We start from the raw sequence: 24,191 nt of genomic DNA on the forward strand, positions 1-24,191 counted from the left end.
CTTACAGGGCTAGGTTGACCCTCGTCCTACCTGCTCAATTGACACATTTTTAAATATATTAAGAACCATTTTTCTGCTGGATTGAATAACTTTAAGTTGCAACCACCCACCATCTGAATCGTAATAGCTTCTAAACCAAAGCATAGGAGGCATGATTAGCTTGGATATCGTACCATTTATGATATTATCCTTAATTGTCCCCATCATTGCTATTCTTGTTATTATTTCACTAAAGATTATTCGGGGGCGAGCTCTCCCAAGCAATGACTATACGCCATTTGACTACATTACAGGTCAATCATCCGTTGAATTCCACGAGGAAAAGCAGGAGAAAGAAGAAGAGGACGACGAAGGCGATGATAAGGACAAGAACACTTTATATCCGCGTATCTAAGGCTCTGTACGTTCAACATCATGGCCGGAATGAGCAAAATGAACGATTTCAGCGTCAGGATGGCTGGTCAAATAATGATCAAGGTCAGCATCCTGAACGAGTGATCCAGCTAATGTGCCCCGCATTACGAGCAACCGGATTTGAGAAGGTACTTGCAGTTCCACCTCCACCGATTCCTGTTGTATTCGGTAAACCGCCTCAGATCTGATGTGAGATGTTCGTGCAAATGGAATTAAATACTCATGAATATAAGCGTCAGCCCAAGACTCATCCATTCGTTTATGTACAGCGGGGTAATCGAGTACAGCGAGTGATAATATGAACCCCTCCTGAATCTACTATTGGCTATGCTGATTAATAACATATACTATCACGTTTGTATGAGTATTCAATTCTAATTAAAGGTATTCAGCTTGAAAATACATCCATTCCTGCTCCATAACGTCTATAAGGTTGTTTTTGCTGTCGCGGCTTTAAGAAGGATATGCTTAATATAACTATCCTTGCCACTCGTGTAAGCAACTCGGTCATACTTATGGCACTGCTCAAGCTGTTTTTTTAATTTATAATATTGCTCCGCTTCTAGAGGATGATCACGCAAGTAATTTCGGAACAACAATTGATTCGACCAACATTCACTTCCCAAAGCATACATATGAAGATGATGAGTTCCTGCCCTCCACTTACCACGGCGAAAAAATAATCGATCTGGAAATTCAGGCTTAGGCACATATTCATAGCCGAATTGCAGCAGGCGATCCATATGGTGCTCCTTTACAACTGACAATTCAGCTATACCCACCATAATATCTATAACAGGTTTCGCACCTAGACCCTTTATTGCAGTGCTGCCTATATGCTCTATCTGGATGGACAGATCTAGTAGCGCCTCCTCAATTTTAATACGCTCTATCTCATACTCATGCACCCAATTAGTCGAGTATTCTACCACAATGACTTCTTCCATTCAGTGACCTCCGTTTATGATCGCTAAAAATTCAGATTACGAAATCAAACAGGCCGAGCCTCTGGCAAGCAGAAGTCGGCCTTCATCTTATACCTTACTATGTCTGGCTAATAGGTATGCGCTTACGAATCCATCTGATCTGACCCCGATGGTTAATTTCATCCTCGAACACATGGAACCATTTAAAATAATGGTTAGCTGGTTGATTATACCAGAATGAAGTCGTTTGTTCCAACCATTCATCCTCCCGCAATTGCAGTTGACGTATCGTATTCTCCCTTACCTCTTGCATTGCTTCCAAGTAGTAAGTTAATGGATTGCCATGTATATGACGACCACGTTCACCCAGATCTAGAGCAGCCCCCCACAGCTCCAGCTCTTCCTCTGTCAACTCCCTGTTATCAAATGTTTCTCGTTGATACGCATATTCAACCGCTGCGGCGTGAAGCAATAAAGAGCCAATTGAATTTGAAGTTTCATCCATACGATAATCCAGTTCATCAACGGTACATCCCTGAACACTCTCTAACGTCGTGTGCCGTACATAATTCATCATGGACACTAATCTGCCGATCTGAGGTGTTAGGCCTTCCAAAGTCGTAATCAGATACAATTGCGATTTGCTCACTCATTATCCCCCGTTTCATCATGTATGGCAGGTAGAACAACTAAAATATGACATGTTCTAAAATCAATTATAAGGAAAAATATTCCATATAATCAGTTGTTTGTAGAATATTATTCACATTTCACAATTTGTTCATATATTCCACGCTGTACGTCTCTCTCAGTTTTATTTTCTTATGATGTGATTAATTGTATTAATAGACCTAAGAAATTATACGATTTAGTCATCATTTCCACGAAATGATATGTTATGGATATGATTCATCACAATAGTGTCGGCATCATAATCCACTTGATGGAGGTTATGTCCAATGACAGCAGATCAGTCAGTTTCATTAGGAGAACATTATTTACAAGTCGTGGTAGAGAAGTTTCTGGGATTAAAATCGGTGACAGAACGTACATTTGACCAACTACGCGAGGACGAGTGGAACTGGAGCATGAATGCAGACTCGAATAGTATTGCAACAATCGTCAAGCATATGAGCGGCAATATGATCTCACGCTGGACCGACTTCCTGACATCGGACGGCGAGAAACCGAATCGCAATCGGGATTGTGAGTTTGAAGATGAGGATAATACCCTAACAAGGAACAGGCTGTTAAACGTCTGGGATCAAGGATGGGACGTATTTCTCGAAGCGCTGGGAGAATTAAGACCTGAACACCTGCAGCACACGGTATTTATTCGTCAACAGCCACATACCGTCTTGCAGGCCATAGAACGTCAACTGTCCCATTATGCCTATCATGTCGGACAGATCATATACATTGCCAAGCTGCTTCGAGCCGATGAGTGGTCCTCTTTAACGATACCTCGCAGGAAATAAACGGTACCGTAATTTTGGATAAACAAATGCTAAAAAGCGCCCTTCCCTCGTTCATGAGAAAGGCGCTTATTTCGTTGTCGGGTTACGAACAACCAATTCCCCAACATTAGTGGTCCGCAGCGGCAGCTTCAGCGTAAAGGTTGTACCTACTCCTCTTGTGCTTTCCACATCAATTGTTCCTTGATGAAGCTGCACGATCTTTTGCACAATCGACAACCCTAATCCATTGCCGCCTTGCGCACGATTACGTGATGAGTCCGCCTTAAAAAAACGTTCGAACACGTGTGGCACATAATCCGCCTCAATTCCGATACCGCTATCCTGCACAACCACTTCCACCTCATGATCGGATGCCTTCATATTGATGCGAATTAGCCCCTTATCCGGTGTAAACTTGATCGCATTATGAATCAGATTCACCCACACCTGACTAAACATATCTTCATCCGCGACAATATCTACCTTCGCCAAGTTCAGGTCGATTTCCAGTTCTTTTGTCGACCATTGTGGCTCACTAACAAGGATCAGTTTGCGAATTTGGCTGTCCAGTCGAAACAATACCGGTTCAATCAGATGATGATCCGATTCTAATGATGTTAATTTCAGTAAGTTATCACTCAATTTGGATAAGCGCATCGTTTCCATCTCAATGATTTGTAAATAGTGGTGCCGCTCGTCCTCACTTAACTCCCTATTCTGTAACACACGAGCAAACCCACGAATGGACGTTAAAGGAGACTGAATCTCATGAGAAACATTGGAGATAAACTCTTGGCGCATTTTCTCCATTTGTCCTAGTTCTCCTGCCATGTGGTTAATACTTTCCACCAATGCGCCAAATTCCTCCTCAAAGTCTTCCTCCGGCGTAATCTTAACATCAAAATCACCACGGGATATTTGTTTGACGGCATCAACGATAGATAGGTAGAACACCAAGTGTTTATTGCGTGCTAATGGAAGGAATATGCCTATAACTGCGCTTAATAGGAGTAAGGCCACGATACAAACCATGACAAATGCCCAGTAGTCTGTAAGACTCCAACCTGCCCAGGTCATCAAATACGGTGTAATGAAATAGGAAATAGACCAGCATGCAAGCATAAACAACAAAATGACGACGATGCCAAATACCAGTTTGCAAACTCGCCACATCTTGTTCGTCTTTAGTTTTCTAAGACGTTGTCTTAGACTCATTCAAGCACCTCTAATCGGTAGCCTAAACCTCTTATCGTTTTGATTTTAAACGTATGGTCATGCTCTGGGAATCGTTCACGCAAACGATTGATGTGTACATCAAGTGTTCTTTCGTTCCCCTCAAAGTCATATCCCCAGATGTCTTCGATCAACTGTTCTCTAGAAAAGGTCTTCCCAGGGTATCCCCCCAGCTTAAAGAGCAGTTCAAACTCTTTCATGGGCAGCGGAATCTTTTGATTGGACAAGGTTACTTCAAACGTCTGACGGTTCATCGTCATTTGCCCGAACTGAACCGTCTGCGATAACGCGATCTGATAGCGTTTCAGAAGCGCCTTCACTCGCACAACCAACTCCATAGGATCAAACGGCTTAACTAAATAATCGTCCGTTCCCAAATTAAATCCCTTTACCTTTTGCGAGGTTTCCCCTTTGGCGGTCAGCATGAGCAGCGGAATCTCATATAAAGATTTCAACTCGCGGCATAATTCCCATCCATCCATATTAGGCATCATAATATCGAGTATGACGAGATCCGCTCGATCGATCTCCATCAGCTGCATGGCCTCGACTCCGTCCGAGGCTTCCGTTGTCCGGAAGCCCTCCTTCTGAAGAAACACGGTCACTAATTCACGAATATGTGGATCATCATCAACGATTAAGATCGTGTTCATACTGACACTCCGCCTTTCACGGGTAATTACTTTTATGAACTGTGCTGCTCTTGAATGCGCAATTGCTGCGTCGCAAATTCTCGATACATCGCATGGCTTTCCAGCAATTTATTATGGTTGCCGCTGCCTGTCAGTTTCCCTTTCTCTATAAACAAGATCTGATCTGCATCCACCACGGTTGACAGTCGATGGGCTATCACTAACGTGGTCCGACCTTTCATCAAGTTGTTTAGAGCTTTCTGTACCACAATCTCGGACCTGCTATCCAGACTGGATGTCGCTTCATCCAGCATCAGAATCTGAGGGTTACGAAGCAGAGCACGCGCAATCGCGATCCTTTGCCGCTGGCCACCTGACAGCTTAATGCCGCGTTCGCCAACTTCTGTCTCATATCCGTCCGTCAGCTCACGGATAAATCCGTCAGCATAAGCCATTTCAGCTGCCCGCTCCAATGCTTCCTGCGATACTTCCTCACTCATGCCATAACATATATTTTCCCGAATTGTCCCATCAATTAAAGGGCTTTCTTGAGATACATAACCGATCTGTGAACGCCAGGATTGCAATGAAAATTCATTAATTCCCTGCTGCCCTAACTTGATTATACCCGAAGTTGGCAAGTAGAAGCGCTCGAACAACGAGAACAATGTTGTTTTGCCACCACCACTCGGTCCAACAATGGCCGTTACTTTCCCTGGCTTGATCGTAAAGTTAATATTCTCCAGAACAGGATCTGCTTCTGAATAAGAGAAGTGAACTTGTTCAACCGTGATCGGCTGGTTGGCCTGCTTGACTTCTTCGCCACCGCTATGATCCTCTTCTTTTGTGTCCAGTATGGAGATCATATGCTCGGTAGCGCCAATAGCCTTCTGTAGTTGGGTAAAGAACATCGACAATTGACTCATCGGCATCACAATTTGAATTAAATACAGTATAAATGCAACCAGTTCACCTGCTGACAACGCTCCAGATGACACCCTCATGCCGCCATATCCGATCACAACGACAAGCAGTACCATAAGAACAAAAGACATAATCGGTGAAATTAGTGCCTGCACAACCCCTTCTTTAATCCCAAATCGCTGCAGGCTGTTAATGCCTTTGCTGCCATTCTCGTACTCACGAGCTTCCGCATTAGAAGCCTTTACCAACCTAATTTCCGACAACACCTGACTTAATACAGCCGTAAACGAAGCCGTCTCATCCTGAAGGCCTTTTGAGATTTTAAACATTTGCTTGCCGAGTGGAATTAAAATAAGTGCCGCTAACGGAATGACAATGAGCATAATCAGCGTCATCTGCCAGTCAAGGTACAATAACACGATAAACGAACCGACGACGGATACTATTCCCGTAAAGAAGCTCGCAAGGTGCTCGGTTATAAAGGCCTTAACGATACCAGTATCATTTGTTATTCGACTGACCGTTTCGCCTGTTTTATTCTGATCGTAGTACAAGACCGGAAGTACGAGCATCTTTTTCCACAACCGATCTCTTAAGCCTGCAACAGCTTTCTGTCCGATCAAATTCAGCAAGTAAATGGACAGCCCTGCAGCAATCGTCTGTACAATAAAGGCTCCCGCAAGTAAAGCAATCTGCATTGCATCTAACTTGGACATGGAAAAATTGTCTACCATCCCCTTTGTAAACATCGGAATGACCAGCGACACCGCAGTCGAACCGATACTCATGAGCAGCGCGACCATTAACATTAATTTGGAAGGCTTCGTCTCGTTAATTAAGTTCATGAATTGCCGCCAGTTGCTGATAGACCCTTTTTGTGATGCTGTTAATTCTCTCTTATCTTCCATAACTTCCACTCCCTCATCTTGACAGCATTGCTTATGGGATACATCATAATGCGTGAATGTAAACGGAATTTAAACAACTGCAACTGGATCAACCAACAATGCATCGCACGAAAGCCCCTTCTTCGTCATGGCAGACAAAGAAGGGGCCATTGAGTCCACTATATTGGGAATGGAGAAACCATAGCTTTATGAATTCATTAATTACATTCTAATCCCTCATAAAATACAAAGAAGAAGGAGGGGTACCATCCCCTCCTTCTTGCCTTATATATAGACTAATCAATCATGCAGTGACTTGACCGGAACATAGATGTCATAGTCAAATTGTTCAATTACGTCAGCTGGTATCTGGAAGGGATTAACCGGTTGCAAGCGATTCGCCTCTACGCTGTAGCTTCCATGGCCGCTTAATCGTCCGTATTCGTGTTCACTGATCCATCTATCGATTGAAGCATAGATCGACAGCATATGATTGCGATCACCAGTGCAGCGCACTTTCATATACATCCCTGCTGGAATGACCTTTGTATCGAGCCTTTCAGGAATATGTTCCAAGCTGTGCGTCTCCACACCAACCCACAGTTCTTTCACCCCACTAGCCCACTGCCACTCCGGCACGATCACATACCCTATACTTCTATTATTCCAATTCACCTCGTGTGTCTCCAGTTGGTGCTGAATCTCAGACCACGCTCTTCTAACATCAGCGCCGTTCTGTTCGGCATGTAGCACAATTAACTTTAGTTCAGGTCTTTCCACAATTATCGGTTCCATCTACGTGGCCCCCCCATTCCGTTCATCTCCACTCATTATACTGCTAGTCTTGCATAATAGCACTCCATATTCGTTTGTAGTATACGATCGAATGGGGTACGAAATGAGATGAATCGAAGATGGCTGTATGTGGTGTCGTACTATCGGTGTTTGTCTCAACGATTATTCCCAGGCCGCACACGGAAGCAGCATTTCCCTCGATCATAGCCATAACGGCTGTTAACTTGATAAAATATAGCCCGGCCACTTCTTCGAGCTGACGTCGGAACTGTTCCAACGGAAGTATACAGTAGTATATATGTACGTGGCAAGATTCCCTATCCATCACTGAATCACTTATCTGTTGTTCCTCAGTTGCTGTACCACAGGCCGTTAATTGTTCACACTCAACTTGGATGCCAAGTTCCCCTTCTTGTTCCCGCACACCATCACATGCCTGCTCTCCTGCGTTCAAAATCACTCAACTTGACTTGACTCCTTTACGCCTGCTCGTGTACCAATGTGTTGGCCATTAACGCCTCGATCTGACTCATATGGTGTTGATCGTGCCTAATAAAATCATGTAAATATTGTAACACATTAAATTGATTTCCATCTATCATCGGATAATCTTGCTCACACTGTTGTGGCGACATCGACTCGATGCAATCCAGAATAGCGCTTCGATACACAATTGATTCCGATACGATGCGAGAGATCGTATTGGAATGCCCATACAGCTTGGCATGCTCGTTAAAAGAATCAAAATCAACGTGCTGAAATGATAAAGGAGCATGGTCTGCTAGTTTTCGAATCGCCTCTTCATAAAAAAATTGATCCCATAACATGATGTGGCTGACTACTTCTTTGACGGTCCACTTGTTCTCCGCTATCGGCTGACTCCATATTTCTTCTATTTCAAGAAGCTGCTGCAAAAATGGAATCCATATTTTAAATTGCGTAATAAGCTGCTGTTTGTCGTACATGTTGTTTTCCCCTTATCTGCAATATATCATTATCAACTCATATATTCATAATTCTATGTACTTACCACGTTTTCCTGTTGAAACATCATATTTATTTATGGGCTGGATCTTTCTTTACGTTGAAAAGCTTTACTATATTTAATACAATGATATCATTGATAATGATTATCATCAAAGAGAGGAGTTACACCCATTGACACAACTTAGCATACATACTCCTCCATTACGTTCCTTGTCCTTCCAATTGTCCGATATTACTCGAGTCGAACAGTTGGCTGATTGGCACTCTACTTCAACGGATTGTACGATGCACACTTTACTCGTATTTGAGCGTGGCAGCGGCAGCCTCCATATCAATCAGACGACTTTTGAATATATGGCTGGAAAGAGTTACCTCGTATCGCCAGGAACTTCACTTCGTGTAGATAGCGACGGTAGTAGTGAAATTTGTGTTTACCGGATCGCATTTACAATTATTCAGACCCATTCAGATGGTGAGCATTTAAGTTACTCACAGCAGCTGTTTCCAGGCCGTTTTGAAATATCAACTTATCCTTGGTCAAGACTGCTAAGAATGATTGAAGAATTATACGCTGGTAAGCCAGGCAAGACGGAAATGGATTGGTATACACAACAAGTTCGTTTCGTACAGCTAATGGGCTTCATACTGGAGCACAACCTTCGCTCAAACCATTCTCAAGGAACGAGTCAATCGGTGCAGAACACCATCCAATATATGCAGCACAATTACATGAATCCAATTACCGTCAAGCAGCTTGCTCAACTTGCCAATGTGTCACAATGGCGCTATACGCCAATATTCCAAGAATTAACGGGAAGAAGACCGCTTGACTACTTGACAGAACTTCGTATAACCCGTGCCAAAGAGCTGTTAAGCTGTTCAGATCAGCCTTTACGTGAGATTGCTGAGCGCGTGGGTTTTACGGACGAATACTATTTTAACCGTCGTTTTCGCCATACTACTGGCATTACACCTAAACAATATGCACGACGGATGCAAGGCAAAGTTCGTGTCAAAGATTGGACCGGTCATGAAGTGGACATACCCGTTACACCACAGCGTATTATTTATCATGGTGAGACTTATGGTGATCTAGTTGCGTTAGGTGTAAAGGCTGTTGGCGGCTCCTCCTATTTTATTCAAGGTACAATCTGTGAGGAATATGTGCATCGGATTGAGGATGTTGGTCATCCTTGCAATCCGCACGCCTCTCGAATGCTGGAACCTGACTTAATTATCATGGCAAATGAAGACGAAAGCTTGTATCGTTCCATTTCACAGATTGCGCCAACTGTTACGTTTAATTCCTTTGCTCCATTGGATCAACGCCTGCATACACTTGGCAGCCTTCTTGGCAAGCAGCGTGAGGCCCAGCAATGGCTTGACACCTATACGGCCAAAGAAAATGCCATGTGGCGTGAACTACGAGCCCATATCAAGCCCGGTGAGACAGCTTCTGTCTTTATTTATGATCACGGTGATCGACTCTTTGTGATGGGCACTACAGGGCTGTCATCTGCTCTATATCATCCTGTTGGATTTAGACCAGTGGACAAGATCCAACATATTTTAGATTCTGGATCTGGCTTTATGGAGATTAATTCTGGACAAGTTGCCGACTATGCTGGAGACCGTATCTTTATGCTGATCAACGGCAATGAGCTCTCCAGGCAAGCAACAAGACGGCTTATGTGCAGCGATAGCTGGCAACAACTTTCGGCCGTTCGCGCTGGGTACGTATACCAAGTAAACGCCTTACACTGGAATCTCAGCGATGCTCTAACAAGAGAGCGACTCCTTCAGGCACTTCCCTTACTGTTAAGCCAAACCTCCTAAGAATTCATAATTGACTTCCTATACCTTCGAAGCCGTCGATTATTCTCGACGGCTTCCTCACGTATAAGGCTGCTCATACTATCTGTTTCTGGTTAAGAACATGTCAAACAGTCAAATTGTACATGATTAGTTGAGTAGGTGAATATGTATGAACCATTCCCTAATTAAAGGAGGATGATTATGTCCGCAAGGAAAAATTGCTTAACACGCCGCCTGGTGCACCGGACTGTCTCTTTATCTGTTGGCGCATCACTTGTTATGACACCGCTTACAGCCTTTGCATCTGACCTCTCTGCTGCAGGCAGAAACATCTCAACCTATTCTACCGAGCAGGTACATAACAGTAGTTCCCATCACAAATCTCACACTGGCGATCGGTATAATCAAGAAAGTTCGCTGCAAGTTGGCGAGAGCAGACTTCTCACTCGAAAGGAAATTCGTAAAGAATGGGACGGTATTGACCCTGACTATGTGCCGGATAAAGCGGTAGAGGCGGTCAAGGCAGCGTTACCACAACAAGATTATGAACAATTATTTCCTTATCGGTTAGGTTCTACCGAGTGGCACAAAGCAGCCAAAGGCAAAGATTATTACAATGCCAACCAGACGGATTATTTCTCCTACGACAATTTGATTCAAGCCGTAGCTGAAGTTGCAAACATTAAGTACAAGGTCATTAGCCGAGAAGGTGACCTTAATGCACAGGAAGTATACCGATTCGATAAAGATGCCAGAGCAGAAACGCTAGTATCTCGTTCTGCAAACTTTAACTCTGATATCAACCGCAAGCGCAATTTAGTCGTCCAGATTGTCGATTACGGCTCGTTTTTGAAAGAAGGTACCAAGAAAGACCGTAAGCGGGAACTTGCGGCTTTACTCGCAAATCTCTCGCATGAGACAGGCGGCGGCTGGGACACAGCTCCAGGCGGTCCGCTGCGTTGGGGACTGTTCTGGAACGAAAATATTGCAGGTAGAACCGGTAAAAACACATCAAATTTTGTGGATCCGAATAGCAGCGAACTCTACCCTGGCTACAAGGACAAAAGATACTATGGCCGGGGGCCGATCATGTTGAGTTGGAACTTTAACTACGGCTTGTTCAGCTCCGTTATTTATGGAGACAAAGAGATCCTGCTCAAAAATCCTGAAATTGTTGCCGCAGATGGAAAGGTCGGATTTATGACAGCCATTCTGTTCTGGATGACTCCACAAGCGCCAAAGCCATCCGCACATGACGTTATGGTCGGAAAGTGGAAACCAACCAAGGAACTGACTGCGAAAGGACTAAGTTCGCCAGGATTTGGTGTTACGATCATGGTTCTGAATGGACTCGAGGCCAATCTTGGCGAAACAGATGGCAGCCCAGTTAAGCGTCGTGCTGGACATTACCGTGATATTACTGGAAAGATGGGAATTAATATTTCCAATGAGAAGCTGGATACATTGGGCATGAAACCTTTTTGAGATTCCGAGCTAAAAATGTAAGCGATACAACTCCTGAACGAAATGAGAGGCGAGCGGTCCCGCTTATGGACTGCTCGCCTCTTTTTCTACCATGTATCCAAAAGGATCTATAACAGAATCGTCCGCACTCTGAAGTTGGGCCGCTGCTGCGGTTTGTTGTTCAACATCACATACCATTTCATTTAACAATTCAAAGAGTTGCTGAAATTCTTGAACAGCACTGCCGCCAACATGCTGCTGCGCCCACTTCATTCGGCCTGCACGAACAGAATGCGCTATTTTAATGCCCGTGCTTGTAGGAACGATCACTGATTCTTTGCCGGGCACCCATTGCGCCAAGCCGCTAATGACCAAGCTATGGATAGCCTCTTCAACTGCAGCAGACGTTAAAGATAGCATATTGGCCAGATCGGCAACTGTACAATTGTTATGCTCGCTCATAATTTCCAGAATGACATACTTTGTCCCGAACATTTTACTGTTTAAATAGCGATGCCACTTGCGAATAATTTGACGGATCGTGTATATGGATTGTGCATCCATCCCATCCCCCTCCCGTCTTTATGCTTTCACAGCAGACAAAGCGGCCAATTCGTACGGCAAGCAAAGCGGAACCCCGGACCTCGGATCAGGCATAATATCTGCTTCTATCGCAAACACTTCCCGCAGCACCTTCTTATTCATAACTTCAACGGGAGTACCTTCACAAATAACAGTCCCCGCCTTGATGGCAACCATATGCTGTGCATATCTTGAGGCATGATTTAAATCGTGTACAACCATAACGATCGTTCGTTTCTCTTCCCGATTCAGCTTATGAAGCAATTGCAGTACTTCCAGTTGATGTGCCATATCCAAAAACGTTGTCGGTTCGTCCAAAAATAAAATGTCCGTCTGCTGCGCCAGCGACATCGCAATCCAAGCACGTTGACGTTGACCACCAGACAACCTATCTACTGGACGATCATGAAATGAAGTCATGCCCGTCACTTCAAGCGACCATTGAATGATCTTCTTGTCCTCACCCGTCAAGGAGCCAAAGCCCTTCTGGTGCGGGAATCTCCCGTAAGAGACTAGTTCAGACACTGTTAATCCATCGGGCGCAGTTGGATTCTGCGGCAGTATAGCCAATTGCTTTGCTACTTCCTTGGTTGACTTCGATTGTATGGACTGTCCGTCCAGCAGTACTGCTCCTGCATTGGGTCGCATAAGTCGCGCCATCGCCTTTAGAATCGTAGATTTGCCTGAACCGTTGGCGCCAACTAACGCCGTGATTTTTCCATCAGGTATCGTCAAATTCAAATTTTTAACGATTGGCGTATCCCCATATGCAATTTGGAGCTGCTCGGTATGAAGACGTTCTTTTAGCACTTGCATCCTGGATGCCTCCTTCTTAATATCAGATGATGCCTTTATGACGTGCAGTATGATGAAAGCTACAACATATACCTAATGTAGACAGGCCGCACTTAGCTCTCTACACCAAGCGCCTTGTTTTTTTCTTTAAACCGTTCGTTGTGAGAGGAAACATAGGCCACTGCAGGTGCTTCCGGGTCCATGTAAGTCTTGGCACTATTTAATGCAAGAGCTGCATCTGTAAACGCACCTGCAATTAAGCGAACTTTGCTCTCAAAATTAACAAAATCTCCAGCGGCATAGATGCCTGGTATGTTAGTTTCCATTTTCGGACTAACTAACGCTGTCTCGTCCTCCATCGCTAATCCCCACTGCGCTAGCGGACCATAATCACATTTCAGGCCATGGTTTACAATAACTGCATCCACATCCACCAGCTCGGTCTCCCCCGTTTCGATATGAGAGATTGTTACCTGTTGAATGGATTCGCCATTACTGTGCAATTGACTAACTGCATAAGGCGTTTTGACTTGAACAGAGGATTCTTTCATCTTCACAACATTGCGCTCATGACCGCCAAATTGATCGCGACGATGGACAATAGTAACACTTGCAGCAATTGGCTCCAATTCATTGGCCCAGTCAACGGCCGAGTTCCCACCACCTGAGATGACAACCCGCTTGTCTCTAAATACCTCGAGTTCCTGCACCGTATAGTGCAGATTAGTCACCTCATAACGGTCCGCACCTTCTATCTCCAATTTTTGCATCGTTAAGATTCCATAACCGATTGCCAAAATAATGGTACGTGTATGATGCCTCTCACCTGTGTCTGACATTAATATAAAAGTTCCGTCTGCCTGCTTCTCCAAGCCCGTGATCTGCTGTCCAAGCACGATAGTCGGGTCAAACGTCTTAGCTTGCTGTTCCAATTGCTCAATCAGCTTTCCGCATAAAATAGGAGTAACGCCACCCACATCCCAGATCATCTTCTCTGGATATATCAGCATACGTCCGCCCAGTTCGTTCTTCGCTTCGATCAGTTTGGTCTTCAGATCACGCATGCCGCTGTAGAAAGTCGTGTACATGCCGGCGGGGCCGCCTCCTATAATGGTGACATCATACAGTTCCAATTGTTCTGACATGTCAAATCCCCCAAGGTCCAATGGTGTATTGTTAGATTACGAACGATCAAGACTTTGATGCTAGCAGCAGCTTGATATGTTACGCGCCAAATTGTGCCTCGTGTAATCTGCTGTAAGTACCGCCTACTTCAAGAAGCTGTGCATGGCTGCCCTGCTCTGCAATTCCTTGATCCGCAACCACGACGATACGATCCGCATTCTTAATGGTAGCTAGACGGTGTGCTATAACAAGCGTTGTTCTTCCTTTCGATAATTGAGTAAGTGCCAACTGGATAGCAGCTTCCGTCTCAGTGTCAAGCGCCGACGTTGCCTCGTCGAGTATGAGGATCGGAGGATTCTTCAAAAACATACGTGCAATAGACAAACGTTGCTTCTGCCCCCCTGAGAGCTTCACGCCGCGTTCCCCAATTACGGTATCCAGACCCTCTGGCTGCGCCAAAATTACTTCTTCCAGCTGCGCACGCCGCGCTGCTTCCCAGATTTCATGTTCGGGAGCACCTAATTTACCGTAAGCAATATTTTCGCGAATCGTCCCATCAAATAAAAAGACGTCCTGCTGCACGATACCAATATGACTGCGCAATGATTCTAAAGTCATATCTCGAATATCGATGTCATCAATGGTGATTGCACCTTCATCAATCTCATAGAAGCGAGGCAGCAGGCTGCAAATCGTCGTCTTGCCTGCGCCAGAAGGTCCAACAAGCGCCACAGTCTCACCCGCTTTGATCGTGAGATCAACTTGACGCAGCACCTTATCTTTATTTTCGTATCCGAAGGTAACACCTTTATAAGCAATATCTCCCTTTAAATGCTTGACAGGCTTGGCATGTTCAGCATCTGCAATATCAGGCGCCATTTCCAGCAGTTCTAGATATCGTTTGAAGCCCTCGATACCTTTAGGGTAGGTCTCAATAACGGAGTTGATCTGCTGAATAGGTTGTAGAAACACCGCTGAAAGCATCACAAAAGCTATAAATTCACCGTATGTCATTTTTCCTTCAATAACAAACCAAGTACCGCACACGAGCACAAATAACGATACAAATTTCATTAAAATATAACTTAGTGAAGAGTTCCACGCCATAATCTTATACGTGATCAACTTGGTTAGACGGAAACGTTCATTACGCTCGGCGAAACGAGCAATCTCGTGCTTCTCGTTTGCAAATGCTTGCACGACTCGAATGCCGCTGACGTTGTTCTCAACGCGGGCATTATAATCAGCTATATCTTTGAACAATCGATCAAAAGCTCGCGACATCTTGCGGCTGAAATATAATGATAAATAAATCATAAGTGGAATAATGACAAAGGTAAGCACCGCCAACTGCCAATTAATCCCCAGCATAATGCCGAATGCGCCTGCCAGCGTCATAATCGCAATAACCAAGTCCTCAGGGCCGTGGTGTGCAATCTCCCCGATATCCATCAGGTCATTGGTCATACGAGACACAAGATGTCCTGTCTTGTTGTTGTCAAAGAACCGAAACGGCAGCTTTTGTACGTGATCAAACAATTTCTTTCGCATATCTGTTTCAATGTTGATCCCCAATTTATGGCCCCAATAAGTAACAACAAAGTGCAGGAATGAGCTGATAACATAAATTCCTAGTAATCCTGCGCAACCCCAAAGAATCCAATCCCAATGTCCGCTTGGCAGCAGCTTATCTACTACCTGGTTTACGGCTAGCGGGAATGCAAGTTCTAATGCCGCAGCAATAATGGCACAAGAGAAATCTAATATAAACAGCCATTTGTATGGCCTGTAATAGGCGAAAAAGCGTCGCAGCAATTATATTCCCTCACTCTCATCTTAAAGTTCTTTGACACTGCGCTAGTAACATACCTATGCTTTGGACTTTGCAAGCAGGTATAAAAAGTACGGTGCACCTACCACAGCAACTACGATTCCAGTAGGTACCTCAGAAGGCTGGATGATCCAGCGTCCAATCGTGTCCGATACGAGGACAAGCAGTGCTCCAGCTAATGCAGAGGCAGGCAGCAGCAGCTGATGCTTCGGACCAACTAGTCTCCGTGCTAAATGCGGACCTATCAAGCCGACAAAGCCAATCCCGCCGCTTACTGCTACACACGCCCCCGCAAGTCCGACTGCAGCCGCAATCAAGGCGAAGCGTTCCTTTTCTACAGGGGCACCAAGTCCAGTTGCCGTCTGGTCTCCCAGATTTAAAATGTTCATTACTCGTGCTTTATAGAACACATATGGAAGCAGAATGACAATCCATGGGAGTAGCGCCAGCACAAACTTCCAATTGGAGCCCCAAATACTTCCGGCCAACCAGGTCGCTACAAATTGATATTTTTCCGGGCTCAGCTTTAAGGTCAATACGATCATCGCAGCGCTTATTCCCGCTGCAACTGCAATCCCTGTCAGCAGCAAGCGCGTCGGAGACAGACCTTCATGCGGCTTGTAAGCAAGCGCGTAAATGAGAGCTGCTGTTAAGCCTGCTCCAATCAATGCCAGCACTGGGAGCAAATACACTGGTGCAGCAGCCGTCGTCGGATAGAAGGAGATAAACAGCATCACCATTAACCCTGCTCCTGCATTGATACCCAGAATGCCGGGGTCCGCTAATGCATTCCGTGAGATCCCTTGCATAATGCACCCTGATACAGCCAATCCCGCCCCAATTAAGGCAGCTATAACAATTCGAGGCAGGCGGAATTCAAATAAGATCAGATTTTGCTTTGCTGTGCCCGAGCCGAACAACGTACGGATCAACTCCATCGGGGATAGCCGGATGTGCCCGGTATTTACACTGATCATTAAAGCAATAACGATTAATACACCTAATATGACAAGCACAGTTACGCCACGCTTTTTCCTCCGCCGCTCACTTAACGCTATAATTGTATTTTCCATCTCTACAGCTCCCTTCTTTCTTTACGTGCTAGATATAAGAAGAAAGGAACACCGATAAGGGCGATAAGAGCGCCAATTGGCGTCTCGTACGGTGGGTTAATCATTCTAGCCGCTAAATCTGCAAAAACAACTAACAAACTACCAAGCACAGCAGAACACGGTATAATCCAACGGTAATCAACACCAACCAGATAACGAGTCAAGTGAGGAATAATCAAGCCGACGAAGCTGACCGCACCCGCAACCGAAACCGCAGCACCCGCTAGAATAAGTACAATGATGGTACCAGCGAGCTTAACCAGACCGGTTCGTTGACCCAAGCCTTTTGCAATATCCTCCCCAAGACTTAACATCGTAATCGAACGGGACAGAATCAGCCCTCCAATTATTGCCGCTGCAATCCAAGGAAACATAATCTCCAAATGGTACCACTTCGTACCCGCTACTCCACCTGCGCTCCAAAAGGCCAAATCCTGACCAATGCGGAAGTATAATGAAATTCCTTCTCCTAATGCAGATAACAGTGCGCTTAATGCTGCACCTGCCAATACTAGACGTACAGGCGTTAAACCGCCTTTCGCAAGTGATCCAATACCATATATCAGCCCAGCACCCACAGCCGCCCCGATAAAGGAATACATGATGAGATACATGTACGGCAGTCCAGGTAAAAAGGCAAAGCATAACGCTAACACAAAGCCTGAGCCTGCATTGATGCCTAGGAGACCTGAATCCGCCAGCGGATTACGTGTCATCCCCTGCATAATCGCACCGGCAACTGCAAAGCACGCACCTACCATAGCTGCTGCTAATACACGAGGAAGGCGAAGCTCCTGTATGATCTGATGCTGCGTCACTTCTCCATTAAAGTTAAAGATTGCATCCCATACAGTAGGCAGCTTAATATCTGCTGCACCCAAGGATACCGAAATACCGATCCCAAATATTAAGGCAATGACACCCCCAATAAGGATCAACGTTGCAGTCAATGGCCGAGATTGGAACTTAACTGCTGGTTCTGCTTCTGCTTCAACTGCTGAACGAATAGTTTGACTCATGATTGCCACCCTTGTTCTCGAGATGATGTTCCAAAAAAGTAAATTATATTGATATTGATTCTCAATCGCACATAAAACATATTGTAGGCCAGAGCCTAACCACACTGCAATGGACAAACTGAACTGTTTTTTTGTACAAAATAGACAAGCAACACATAAATAGAAGCTTTTCAGTCCTTCGACTGAAAAGCTTTATTTCAATTAGCGGGCTGAACAATTCCCCATCAATTACCCGAGCTTATCATGTACATACACAATAGCAGTCTTTCTAACTGCTCTCTATTGACTGGACTGCTATCACCATCTCCCTTATCGTCTAAGTAAATCCGTTAAAACTATAAAATTACATTACAATAAATAATGATAATCATTATCAATATTTTGATTATACTTTAATTCTCTCTTCTCGTGAAGGAAATAATTACATTGCGGTTTGCCGCACTTGTCTTTTGCGCCATACAAACAGTAACGACAACCCCATTAACGTAATGCCGAGCACATAGGGAAGCTTAATATACGTCGTATACAGCATTGTTCCGAGTAACGGACCTACAAATGCACCTCCACCTTGTAAAGAAGCAATATATGACGCCACACTTCCTTGTTCATGATCCTGCACAGCCAGTGATGCACCTGCGCTGTATCCAAGCATCGTAAATCCGATACCAACCCCTAGTATGATAAAAGCAACGTATGCATAATCCACAAACAAAACAAAGCCCAACAATCCTATTCCAACACAGCTAAGACCCAAATAAAGCTGACCGGTTGTACTCCAGCGTAAAAATTTACTGATCACGACCTGAGACACGACTACCATTACACCAGAAAGGGCCAAGCCCGTTCCAATTAATTGCATCGTAGCGCTGGCATCATAGTGCAGCTGATCTTGGATGTAAAATCCGATCGTCACTTGAACGATATTTAGCGCGACGGATAAAATTAGGCCTATCCCTAAATAAAGGCGGATACGGCTATCATTTGGCGATAATGAGGCCGTACGAGTTCTCGTCTCTTGATATGGCATATTGGGAATCCATATCCCGAATAAAATTGCCATTAAGAGTAGGAATATCGCTGCCGTATACATCGGTGCTGTTAAACTAATCGGTGCCATTGCACCGCTAAGTGCAGGGCCCATGACAAAGCCGAGTCCATTAGCAGCCCCAAAAAGCGCCATTCCCTTCGTCCGGGTATCTGCTGTTGTCCATCCCATGATGTAGGCCTGAGCCAAGGAAGGAATTCCGCCATAAAAGAAGCCTGCTACTGTACGTAGTACAAAAAAAATCCAAAACAAGCCGGTAGTGCTTGATGTAATAGCAGTTGCATGATCCGCAAGCCAGCCGAATCCGAGCAGTGTCAACAAATACACGACCATGACCATAATTAGCATCGCTTTCCTCGGCATAAATCGTTTTCTTTCCCAGTAATAGCCTCCAAGAAGCCAGCATAATCCCGATATCGCTACCAGACATCCCGATTGGAACTCGCTTAATCCCAAGTTACGAGACAAGGGTCCAATTATAGGATTAAAGGCAGCAATCGAAATCATGGCACCTAGCACGATGCAGAACATGATCATGAATCGACTTTTCATCTCTTATTCTCTCCTTCACATTCTCGTAAAGCACTAGTGTCCCATCGCTTGAATGATATCTTCGATGCCGTTAATCTTGGCTAGTGCCATCGGTCCTGGAAGTGATGGGTCTTCCAGATAATAAACCTGATCCTTCTTAACAGCCTCCATGCTCCGCCAAACCTCATTATCCTTTAACGCCTTGCTTACGCCTCCCTGGATCGGATTTTGCCAATTATTTATGACAAATATATGATTCGGATTTAGAACTGCCAGGCCTTCTAAAGTTAAAGGCCCCCCTTTTTCCGTACCTGGTACTGGTTTAAGTCCTAATCCATTGTAGAATGGTTCGAATCGCTCCCATTCCCAAGTGATGAATTGTTCCTTGCCGCTGTACATCGCAAACAGTACAGTCTCATGTCCGCGCTCGGCAAGCTTCGCTTTGTACGCTGCCGATTTCTTGTCAAAGGCAGCCAGTACACTCTCCGCCTTCCCTTCCCTGCCGATCATGTCAGCAAGCTGGATTAACGTCTCCCGCCAATTTCCAGCCTGAGGCAGGATGACGGTAGGTGCTATCTGCTGAAGTTGGTCGTACTTATCGATCATGTCATCCGCAGCAATAATGAGATCTGGATTTGCGGCTAGCAGCTTCTCCATGCTCACTTCCATACCAAGGTCAATGATCTCCTTACCTTGCAGCAGCTTGCTTAGATTCGGAAAATTTTGATTAATCGTGCCTATCCCTTGCCCCGCAACCGGATATACGTCCAGTACCGCCAAATAATCCACAAAAGCGATATATGGGGTCGCAATCTTGATTGGCCTATGAGCAATCACAGTCTCACCGCTCAAATGAGTAATCGTTTTCGGGAAGGTCGCTTCTGATTGTTGAACAACTTCTTGGTTATCATTTAAAGGCGTCGCTAACCGACCTTCACTAGAATTTTCACTGGAGGATGCACAACCCACCGAAAATAATACCGTTATCGCAACCATCATCATTGCTATTGTCTTTTTTCTCCACATACGTAATATTTCTCTCCCTTTTCTCGGTGGCACTTATGGCAACCATATAATAACGATTCTCATTATCGTCATTTGCATGTTACAATGTGCAGCGGTCACACATCTACCAGTAGACGGAATACGGCACTGGTTGGCGGGATAAGTGCCAGCAGCATGCAGCACAAAAAAGCCAGCCTGTTGATCAGGCTGACTCCTAAAATATTGCAATACACATTCGATGCTGAAAAATACGTTTATATGCGTCTAACGAACTCTCCAGGATTAATGCCGTACTTGTCGCGGAATGCCTCCGCAAAATAGCTCGGGTTGGAATATCCGACAGCACAGCAAGCCTCTGTCACATTTACGTTTCCTTCCTGCAGCAATAAAAAAGCTTTCTCAAGCCGTTTCTCACGCAAATAACCAAATACGGTGTTGCCATACATCTCCTTAAAGCCAATCTTTAACTTATAATCGTTCATTCCGATCATTCGCGACAGTTCTAACAACGTCGGTGGATTTATCATTTGCTGCAGCATAATGTCCCGGGCATGCTTCAACATGTTCATATCACTTCTTGTCAACTTGCTCGATTCTGCTTGGCCTTCTAGTAGAAAGGAACGAAAAGCTGATGAAAGCAATTCCAACACACCGCACTCCATTTCAATATTACGGGTGCTGGGCAGTTGGGATGCCCGAATGATTCGGTTCAGAAGGATTGAATCCGCAGGCTGAATCATTTGATTAAACATCCGATATGGACGTCTATCCATGATATCCTTAAACTCAATAGCTCTATCACCATTTGCCTGCTCGATGAAATGATGGAAAGTGGCGACAGGGATCGCCATACTTACCATATAAAAAGGCTGGCTGCTGTCAAACTCAAAATGAACCTGAACATCATCAATAAATTGCAGCATACACGTACCAGGCACGACTTCGTGCTCGCTGCCCCCTATACTCACGGCTCGTCTGCCTTTGACACAATAACTTAATTCCACCATAGGATTGTTGGCATATAAGCTGATATGGTGTTGTTGGTGAAATTGATACTCCGAAATGATCACTTCCATATCCATACGCGGTACATATCGATGTATGCTACCATGACCTAATTGAGCATGGAATGCCATACTTTCTGTCCTCGCTCGATCTGATCTATCCAACTGCAGCACATCAAAAAATTGATTAAAATTGTGATGAAAATCAGGCTGATAATTTCTTTCTTTCATACGCTTCGCTCCGATATCGTATTGATCACTTGTAATTGATAACTATTATCAAGCATTATAACGGATTGAGCCGAGCATGCCTATCCTAAGAAATTTTACTTGACCCTAACACTAATGATAGGGATTATGATATACACAATCCCTCGCGAGGAGAGAACAGATATGAAAATTGGGGAACTGTCGGCACGTACCGGCGCAAGCCTGCGCTCGCTTCGCTATTATGAACAGCAAGGCTTAATAAAACCAATTCGGCAGCCGAACGGTTATCGAGAATATTCATCCCTTGCTGTCGAACAAGTACAGACGATTCAATTGTATTTAAAATTAGGTTTGTCAACTGAACAAATATCAAGCTTTTTGCATTGTGTGCTAAAAAATAAAGAAGCCTTTTGCGAGGAAGTATTGCCAGTATACCAGCAAAAACTGGAGGAGATCGATCGTCAAATTACACTGTTAACGATGATCAGATCTAATCTGGTAGAGCGTATTTCATCGATTACAGCCGATATGGCTCATCCAAAGGAGGACGATCCATGCAATATGTAACGGATCACAATGTGACTGAATATATTCAAAATATTGGTGTAACTTTATTATACTTTAGTGCTCCATGGTGTTCACCCTGCAGGGCACTAGCCCCCCTATTGGAAGAACTCGAACAAGAACACAGCAAGACGGTTACGATACTAGCAGTAAATGTAGACGAATCGCCTGCCACAGCAGCGGCATATGGCATTATGTCTACCCCAACCGTGTTGTTCCTAAAACAAGCAGAGGCTGCTGACAAGCTGGTTGGACTGCGTGCTAAGAGCGCATATTCCTCACTTATCAAGAAGCACAGCTCCATCGCATAACCGCGATGAAATAGCCTTCAATGACACCCCAACACATGACAAAGCGGATTAGGCATTCAATGACCTGATCCGCTTTGTCTTGCTTATGAGCTATAACAGGGTTTCTCCAATATATCCCCCTTCACGAGCACCAGGGAAGCAGGCAAACGTAGCACTGCCTACGTGAACAATATACTCATTTAACTTATCCGTAGCTGCCAGTTTCTTCTGCATGGGAATAAATTGAGTACGCAAATCTTGTTGGTAGCAAATAAAAAACAAACCGGCATCAATCTGCCCTGTTTTTGCATCAAGACCACTAGAATACGAAAATGCACGACGTAAAATTTGAACTTTGCCATCCATATGCGCCAGTCGAGAATGTGCTGTGGCTGGGATCACAAGTTCTCCGGCAGCATCTCGCTTCTCCAGATCAAGAGGCTCGAATTCATCGGTGCCGCCAAGTGGAGCTCCTGTCGTTCTATGCCTTCCGAAGGTCACTTCCTGATCTTGAAGGTTAGAGCGATCCCATACTTCGATTCGCATCCGAATTCTGCGCACGACCATGTAACTGCCGCCCTCCATCCAGGAAGCTCCACTGCCTGGTTGGACCCACACGACCTCATTCATCTTCTGCTTATCATTAGCATCTGGATTACCCGTCCCATCCTTGAAGCCCATTAGATTACGCGGCGTGCTGCCCGATGGATCAGCATGGCTGGAGCGCTGGAATCCGTCCTGCGTCCACCGTAATACGGCTGTACCGCGAGCAATCCGCGTAAGATTACGCAGCGCATGGAACGCAACTTGCAGATCGTCCGCGCATACCTGTACGCAAAGATCTCCGCCTGACCATTGCGGCTGAATATCATCTGCCACAAATTTGGGCAAGTCCGGAAATGCAGCCGGACGCTTGCTTGCCAGTCCAAAGCGGCTGTCAAACAACGCGGGACCTGCTCCAAAGGTAATCGTCAGCCGCGAAGTTGATAAGCCCACTGCTTCCCCCGTGTCGGAAGGAGGCATATTCAGATTATCGTTCATATCTCCAATCATCTGACCAGCGGACATCACAGCAGCAGCTTTTGTCCATGTTTGAAGAAGCTTGCGTACATCTTCGATGGACGTTGTGGTTAAGTCAAACGCGCCAAAACAAACAAAGTTCTGAGCAGGTGTCGTGATGCCAGACTGATGTGTTCCATAAAATGAAACTTTATCTTCAGTGGATGAAGGTAGACTGTTCGTTGTGGAGGAATCACTGCTTGTAGCAGAAAGAAGACTCCCTACACTAGTCCCTCCAAGCAACAACCCAATTCCCCCAACACCAGCCATTTTTAATAATTCTCTACGACTTAGCTTACTGTCAGCACCAGAAGATTCAGAGTCGACCTTATTCTCTGTGGTGTTAGTTCTATTATGAGCTCTCTTCTTCATGACTTACACTCCTAGCTATTTCCCCATTTTAGACAGCAGTCTCAGCCAATATGTTAACATTAAGGCTTAATTTGCCAATTCCATCATCCATTAACTTTCTACTGTATAGATAA

The 24,191-nt window shown here is 44.9% G+C and carries 25 protein-coding genes; 6 read left to right on the forward strand and 19 right to left on the reverse strand.

Annotation, left to right across the window (positions count from 1 at the left end):
• The first annotated feature begins 160 nt into the window (after positions 1-160).
• Positions 161-394 carry a DUF3951 domain-containing protein gene (locus MH117_RS07720; protein WP_239328101.1) on the forward strand — a complete coding sequence of 78 codons (234 nt, stop codon included), beginning with the start codon at positions 161-163 and terminating at the stop codon, positions 392-394.
• On the opposite strand, the gene MH117_RS07725 is transcribed toward MH117_RS07720, so the two are convergent.
• From MH117_RS07725 to MH117_RS07735, 3 genes are all read right to left on the reverse strand, one after another.
• Positions 391-669, reverse strand: coding sequence for a hypothetical protein (locus tag MH117_RS07725; RefSeq protein ID WP_239328102.1), 279 nt, complete (start codon positions 667-669; stop codon positions 391-393). The two genes, MH117_RS07720 and MH117_RS07725, sit on opposite strands and share 4 nt — an antisense overlap.
• 170 nt (positions 670-839) lie before the next feature.
• Positions 840-1,361 carry a GrpB family protein gene (locus tag MH117_RS07730; protein ID WP_239328103.1) on the reverse strand — a complete coding sequence of 174 codons (522 nt, stop codon included), beginning with the start codon at positions 1,359-1,361 and terminating at the stop codon, positions 840-842.
• 97 nt (positions 1,362-1,458) lie between these two features.
• Positions 1,459-1,917: a DinB family protein gene (locus tag MH117_RS07735; protein WP_239328681.1), complete on the reverse strand. Its 459-nt coding sequence runs from the start codon at positions 1,915-1,917 to the stop codon at positions 1,459-1,461.
• 382 nt (positions 1,918-2,299) lie between these two features.
• On the opposite strand from MH117_RS07735, the gene MH117_RS07740 reads away from it, so the two are divergent.
• Positions 2,300-2,818, forward strand: coding sequence for a DUF1572 family protein (locus tag MH117_RS07740; RefSeq protein ID WP_239328104.1), 519 nt, complete (start codon positions 2,300-2,302; stop codon positions 2,816-2,818).
• Positions 2,819-2,884: 66 nt separating this feature from the next.
• Here MH117_RS07740 and MH117_RS07745 read toward each other — a convergent pair whose 3' ends face one another.
• From MH117_RS07745 to MH117_RS07770, 6 genes are all read right to left on the reverse strand, one after another.
• On the reverse strand, positions 2,885-4,012 hold the full coding sequence (locus MH117_RS07745) for a sensor histidine kinase (protein ID WP_239328105.1): 1,128 nt from the start codon (positions 4,010-4,012) through the stop codon (positions 2,885-2,887).
• A complete protein-coding gene (locus MH117_RS07750) occupies positions 4,009-4,683 on the reverse strand; it encodes a response regulator transcription factor (RefSeq protein ID WP_239328106.1) in 675 nt (224 codons plus the stop codon). The genes MH117_RS07745 and MH117_RS07750 overlap by 4 nt, the downstream gene beginning before the upstream one ends.
• Before the next feature lie 32 nt (positions 4,684-4,715).
• Complete coding sequence (locus MH117_RS07755; RefSeq protein ID WP_239328107.1) at positions 4,716-6,494, reverse strand: ABC transporter ATP-binding protein; 1,779 nt, start codon at positions 6,492-6,494, stop codon at positions 4,716-4,718.
• Positions 6,495-6,773: 279 nt separating this feature from the next.
• Entirely contained in the window at positions 6,774-7,268 is a 495-nt protein-coding gene (locus MH117_RS07760) for a GyrI-like domain-containing protein (protein ID WP_239328108.1), read from the reverse strand.
• A gap of 43 nt (positions 7,269-7,311) precedes the next feature.
• Positions 7,312-7,728 (reverse strand): NUDIX hydrolase, encoded by a 417-nt coding sequence (locus MH117_RS07765; protein WP_239328109.1) that lies wholly within the window; start codon positions 7,726-7,728, stop codon positions 7,312-7,314.
• Positions 7,729-7,747: 19 nt separating this feature from the next.
• A complete protein-coding gene (locus MH117_RS07770; protein WP_239328110.1) occupies positions 7,748-8,233 on the reverse strand; it encodes a DinB family protein in 486 nt (161 codons plus the stop codon).
• A 193-nt stretch (positions 8,234-8,426) separates the two neighbouring features.
• Here MH117_RS07770 and MH117_RS07775 point away from each other — a divergent pair, with 193 nt between their 5' ends.
• The gene (locus MH117_RS07775; RefSeq protein WP_239328111.1) at positions 8,427-10,091 is read left to right on the forward strand and encodes a helix-turn-helix domain-containing protein; all 1,665 of its coding nucleotides are present in this window, start codon (positions 8,427-8,429) and stop codon (positions 10,089-10,091) included.
• A gap of 180 nt (positions 10,092-10,271) precedes the next feature.
• Positions 10,272-11,555, forward strand: coding sequence for a chitinase (locus MH117_RS07780; protein ID WP_239328112.1), 1,284 nt, complete (start codon positions 10,272-10,274; stop codon positions 11,553-11,555).
• Positions 11,556-11,618: 63 nt separating this feature from the next.
• Here the strand turns inward: MH117_RS07780 and MH117_RS07785 are convergent, their stop codons facing one another.
• The 9 genes from MH117_RS07785 to MH117_RS07825 form a co-directional block, all read right to left on the reverse strand.
• Positions 11,619-12,098, reverse strand: a complete 480-nt coding sequence (locus MH117_RS07785) for a MarR family winged helix-turn-helix transcriptional regulator (protein WP_239328113.1) — start codon at positions 12,096-12,098, stop codon at positions 11,619-11,621.
• An 18-nt stretch (positions 12,099-12,116) separates the two neighbouring features.
• Positions 12,117-12,932, reverse strand: a complete 816-nt coding sequence (locus tag MH117_RS07790) for an ABC transporter ATP-binding protein (RefSeq protein WP_239328114.1) — start codon at positions 12,930-12,932, stop codon at positions 12,117-12,119.
• Positions 12,933-13,024: 92 nt separating this feature from the next.
• On the reverse strand, positions 13,025-14,056 hold the full coding sequence (locus MH117_RS07795) for an NAD(P)/FAD-dependent oxidoreductase (RefSeq protein ID WP_239328115.1): 1,032 nt from the start codon (positions 14,054-14,056) through the stop codon (positions 13,025-13,027).
• Between the two features lie 79 nt (positions 14,057-14,135).
• A complete protein-coding gene (locus MH117_RS07800; RefSeq protein ID WP_239328116.1) occupies positions 14,136-15,851 on the reverse strand; it encodes an ABC transporter ATP-binding protein in 1,716 nt (571 codons plus the stop codon).
• Positions 15,852-15,905: 54 nt separating this feature from the next.
• The gene (locus tag MH117_RS07805) at positions 15,906-16,940 is read right to left on the reverse strand and encodes a FecCD family ABC transporter permease (protein ID WP_239328117.1); all 1,035 of its coding nucleotides are present in this window, start codon (positions 16,938-16,940) and stop codon (positions 15,906-15,908) included.
• Between the two features lie 2 nt (positions 16,941-16,942).
• Entirely contained in the window at positions 16,943-17,998 is a 1,056-nt protein-coding gene (locus MH117_RS07810) for a FecCD family ABC transporter permease (RefSeq protein WP_239328118.1), read from the reverse strand.
• Positions 17,999-18,419: 421 nt separating this feature from the next.
• Complete coding sequence (locus tag MH117_RS07815) at positions 18,420-19,595, reverse strand: MFS transporter (protein WP_239328119.1); 1,176 nt, start codon at positions 19,593-19,595, stop codon at positions 18,420-18,422.
• A gap of 33 nt (positions 19,596-19,628) precedes the next feature.
• Entirely contained in the window at positions 19,629-20,600 is a 972-nt protein-coding gene (locus tag MH117_RS07820) for an ABC transporter substrate-binding protein (RefSeq protein ID WP_239328120.1), read from the reverse strand.
• A 233-nt stretch (positions 20,601-20,833) separates the two neighbouring features.
• Positions 20,834-21,814 (reverse strand): AraC family transcriptional regulator, encoded by a 981-nt coding sequence (locus MH117_RS07825; protein WP_239328121.1) that lies wholly within the window; start codon positions 21,812-21,814, stop codon positions 20,834-20,836.
• A gap of 162 nt (positions 21,815-21,976) precedes the next feature.
• Here MH117_RS07825 and MH117_RS07830 point away from each other — a divergent pair, with 162 nt between their 5' ends.
• A complete protein-coding gene (locus MH117_RS07830; RefSeq protein WP_239328122.1) occupies positions 21,977-22,360 on the forward strand; it encodes a MerR family transcriptional regulator in 384 nt (127 codons plus the stop codon).
• Complete coding sequence (locus MH117_RS07835; protein WP_239328123.1) at positions 22,348-22,668, forward strand: thioredoxin family protein; 321 nt, start codon at positions 22,348-22,350, stop codon at positions 22,666-22,668. The genes MH117_RS07830 and MH117_RS07835 overlap by 13 nt, the downstream gene beginning before the upstream one ends.
• Before the next feature lie 90 nt (positions 22,669-22,758).
• On the opposite strand, the gene efeB is transcribed toward MH117_RS07835, so the two are convergent.
• Positions 22,759-24,078, reverse strand: coding sequence for an iron uptake transporter deferrochelatase/peroxidase subunit (efeB, locus tag MH117_RS07840; protein WP_239328124.1), 1,320 nt, complete (start codon positions 24,076-24,078; stop codon positions 22,759-22,761).
• Positions 24,079-24,191 lie beyond the last annotated feature (113 nt).

Source organism: Paenibacillus sp. ACRRX, from assembly GCF_022346885.1.
Classification (GTDB): Bacteria; Bacillota; Bacilli; order Paenibacillales; family Paenibacillaceae; genus Paenibacillus_B.

Coding starts and splice junctions, on each gene's coding strand:
- MH117_RS07740 (WP_239328104.1), top strand. CDS start 2,300: ATGACAGCAGATCAGTCAGTTTCATTAGGAGAACATTATTTACAAGTC.
- MH117_RS07730 (WP_239328103.1), bottom strand. CDS start 1,361: ATGGAAGAAGTCATTGTGGTAGAATACTCGACTAATTGGGTGCATGAG.
- MH117_RS07745 (WP_239328105.1), bottom strand. CDS start 4,012: ATGAGTCTAAGACAACGTCTTAGAAAACTAAAGACGAACAAGATGTGG.
- MH117_RS07760 (WP_239328108.1), bottom strand. CDS start 7,268: ATGGAACCGATAATTGTGGAAAGACCTGAACTAAAGTTAATTGTGCTA.
- MH117_RS07830 (WP_239328122.1), top strand. CDS start 21,977: ATGAAAATTGGGGAACTGTCGGCACGTACCGGCGCAAGCCTGCGCTCG.
- MH117_RS07820 (WP_239328120.1), bottom strand. CDS start 20,600: ATGTGGAGAAAAAAGACAATAGCAATGATGATGGTTGCGATAACGGTA.
- MH117_RS07735 (WP_239328681.1), bottom strand. CDS start 1,917: ATGATGAATTATGTACGGCACACGACGTTAGAGAGTGTTCAGGGATGT.
- MH117_RS07725 (WP_239328102.1), bottom strand. CDS start 669: ATGGATGAGTCTTGGGCTGACGCTTATATTCATGAGTATTTAATTCCA.
- MH117_RS07835 (WP_239328123.1), top strand. CDS start 22,348: ATGCAATATGTAACGGATCACAATGTGACTGAATATATTCAAAATATT.
- MH117_RS07815 (WP_239328119.1), bottom strand. CDS start 19,595: ATGAAAAGTCGATTCATGATCATGTTCTGCATCGTGCTAGGTGCCATG.
- MH117_RS07755 (WP_239328107.1), bottom strand. CDS start 6,494: ATGGAAGATAAGAGAGAATTAACAGCATCACAAAAAGGGTCTATCAGC.
- MH117_RS07780 (WP_239328112.1), top strand. CDS start 10,272: ATGTCCGCAAGGAAAAATTGCTTAACACGCCGCCTGGTGCACCGGACT.
- MH117_RS07825 (WP_239328121.1), bottom strand. CDS start 21,814: ATGAAAGAAAGAAATTATCAGCCTGATTTTCATCACAATTTTAATCAA.
- MH117_RS07785 (WP_239328113.1), bottom strand. CDS start 12,098: ATGGATGCACAATCCATATACACGATCCGTCAAATTATTCGCAAGTGG.
- MH117_RS07810 (WP_239328118.1), bottom strand. CDS start 17,998: ATGAGTCAAACTATTCGTTCAGCAGTTGAAGCAGAAGCAGAACCAGCA.
- MH117_RS07770 (WP_239328110.1), bottom strand. CDS start 8,233: ATGTACGACAAACAGCAGCTTATTACGCAATTTAAAATATGGATTCCA.
- efeB (WP_239328124.1), bottom strand. CDS start 24,078: ATGAAGAAGAGAGCTCATAATAGAACTAACACCACAGAGAATAAGGTC.
- MH117_RS07790 (WP_239328114.1), bottom strand. CDS start 12,932: ATGCAAGTGCTAAAAGAACGTCTTCATACCGAGCAGCTCCAAATTGCA.
- MH117_RS07795 (WP_239328115.1), bottom strand. CDS start 14,056: ATGTCAGAACAATTGGAACTGTATGATGTCACCATTATAGGAGGCGGC.
- MH117_RS07805 (WP_239328117.1), bottom strand. CDS start 16,940: ATGGAAAATACAATTATAGCGTTAAGTGAGCGGCGGAGGAAAAAGCGT.
- MH117_RS07750 (WP_239328106.1), bottom strand. CDS start 4,683: ATGAACACGATCTTAATCGTTGATGATGATCCACATATTCGTGAATTA.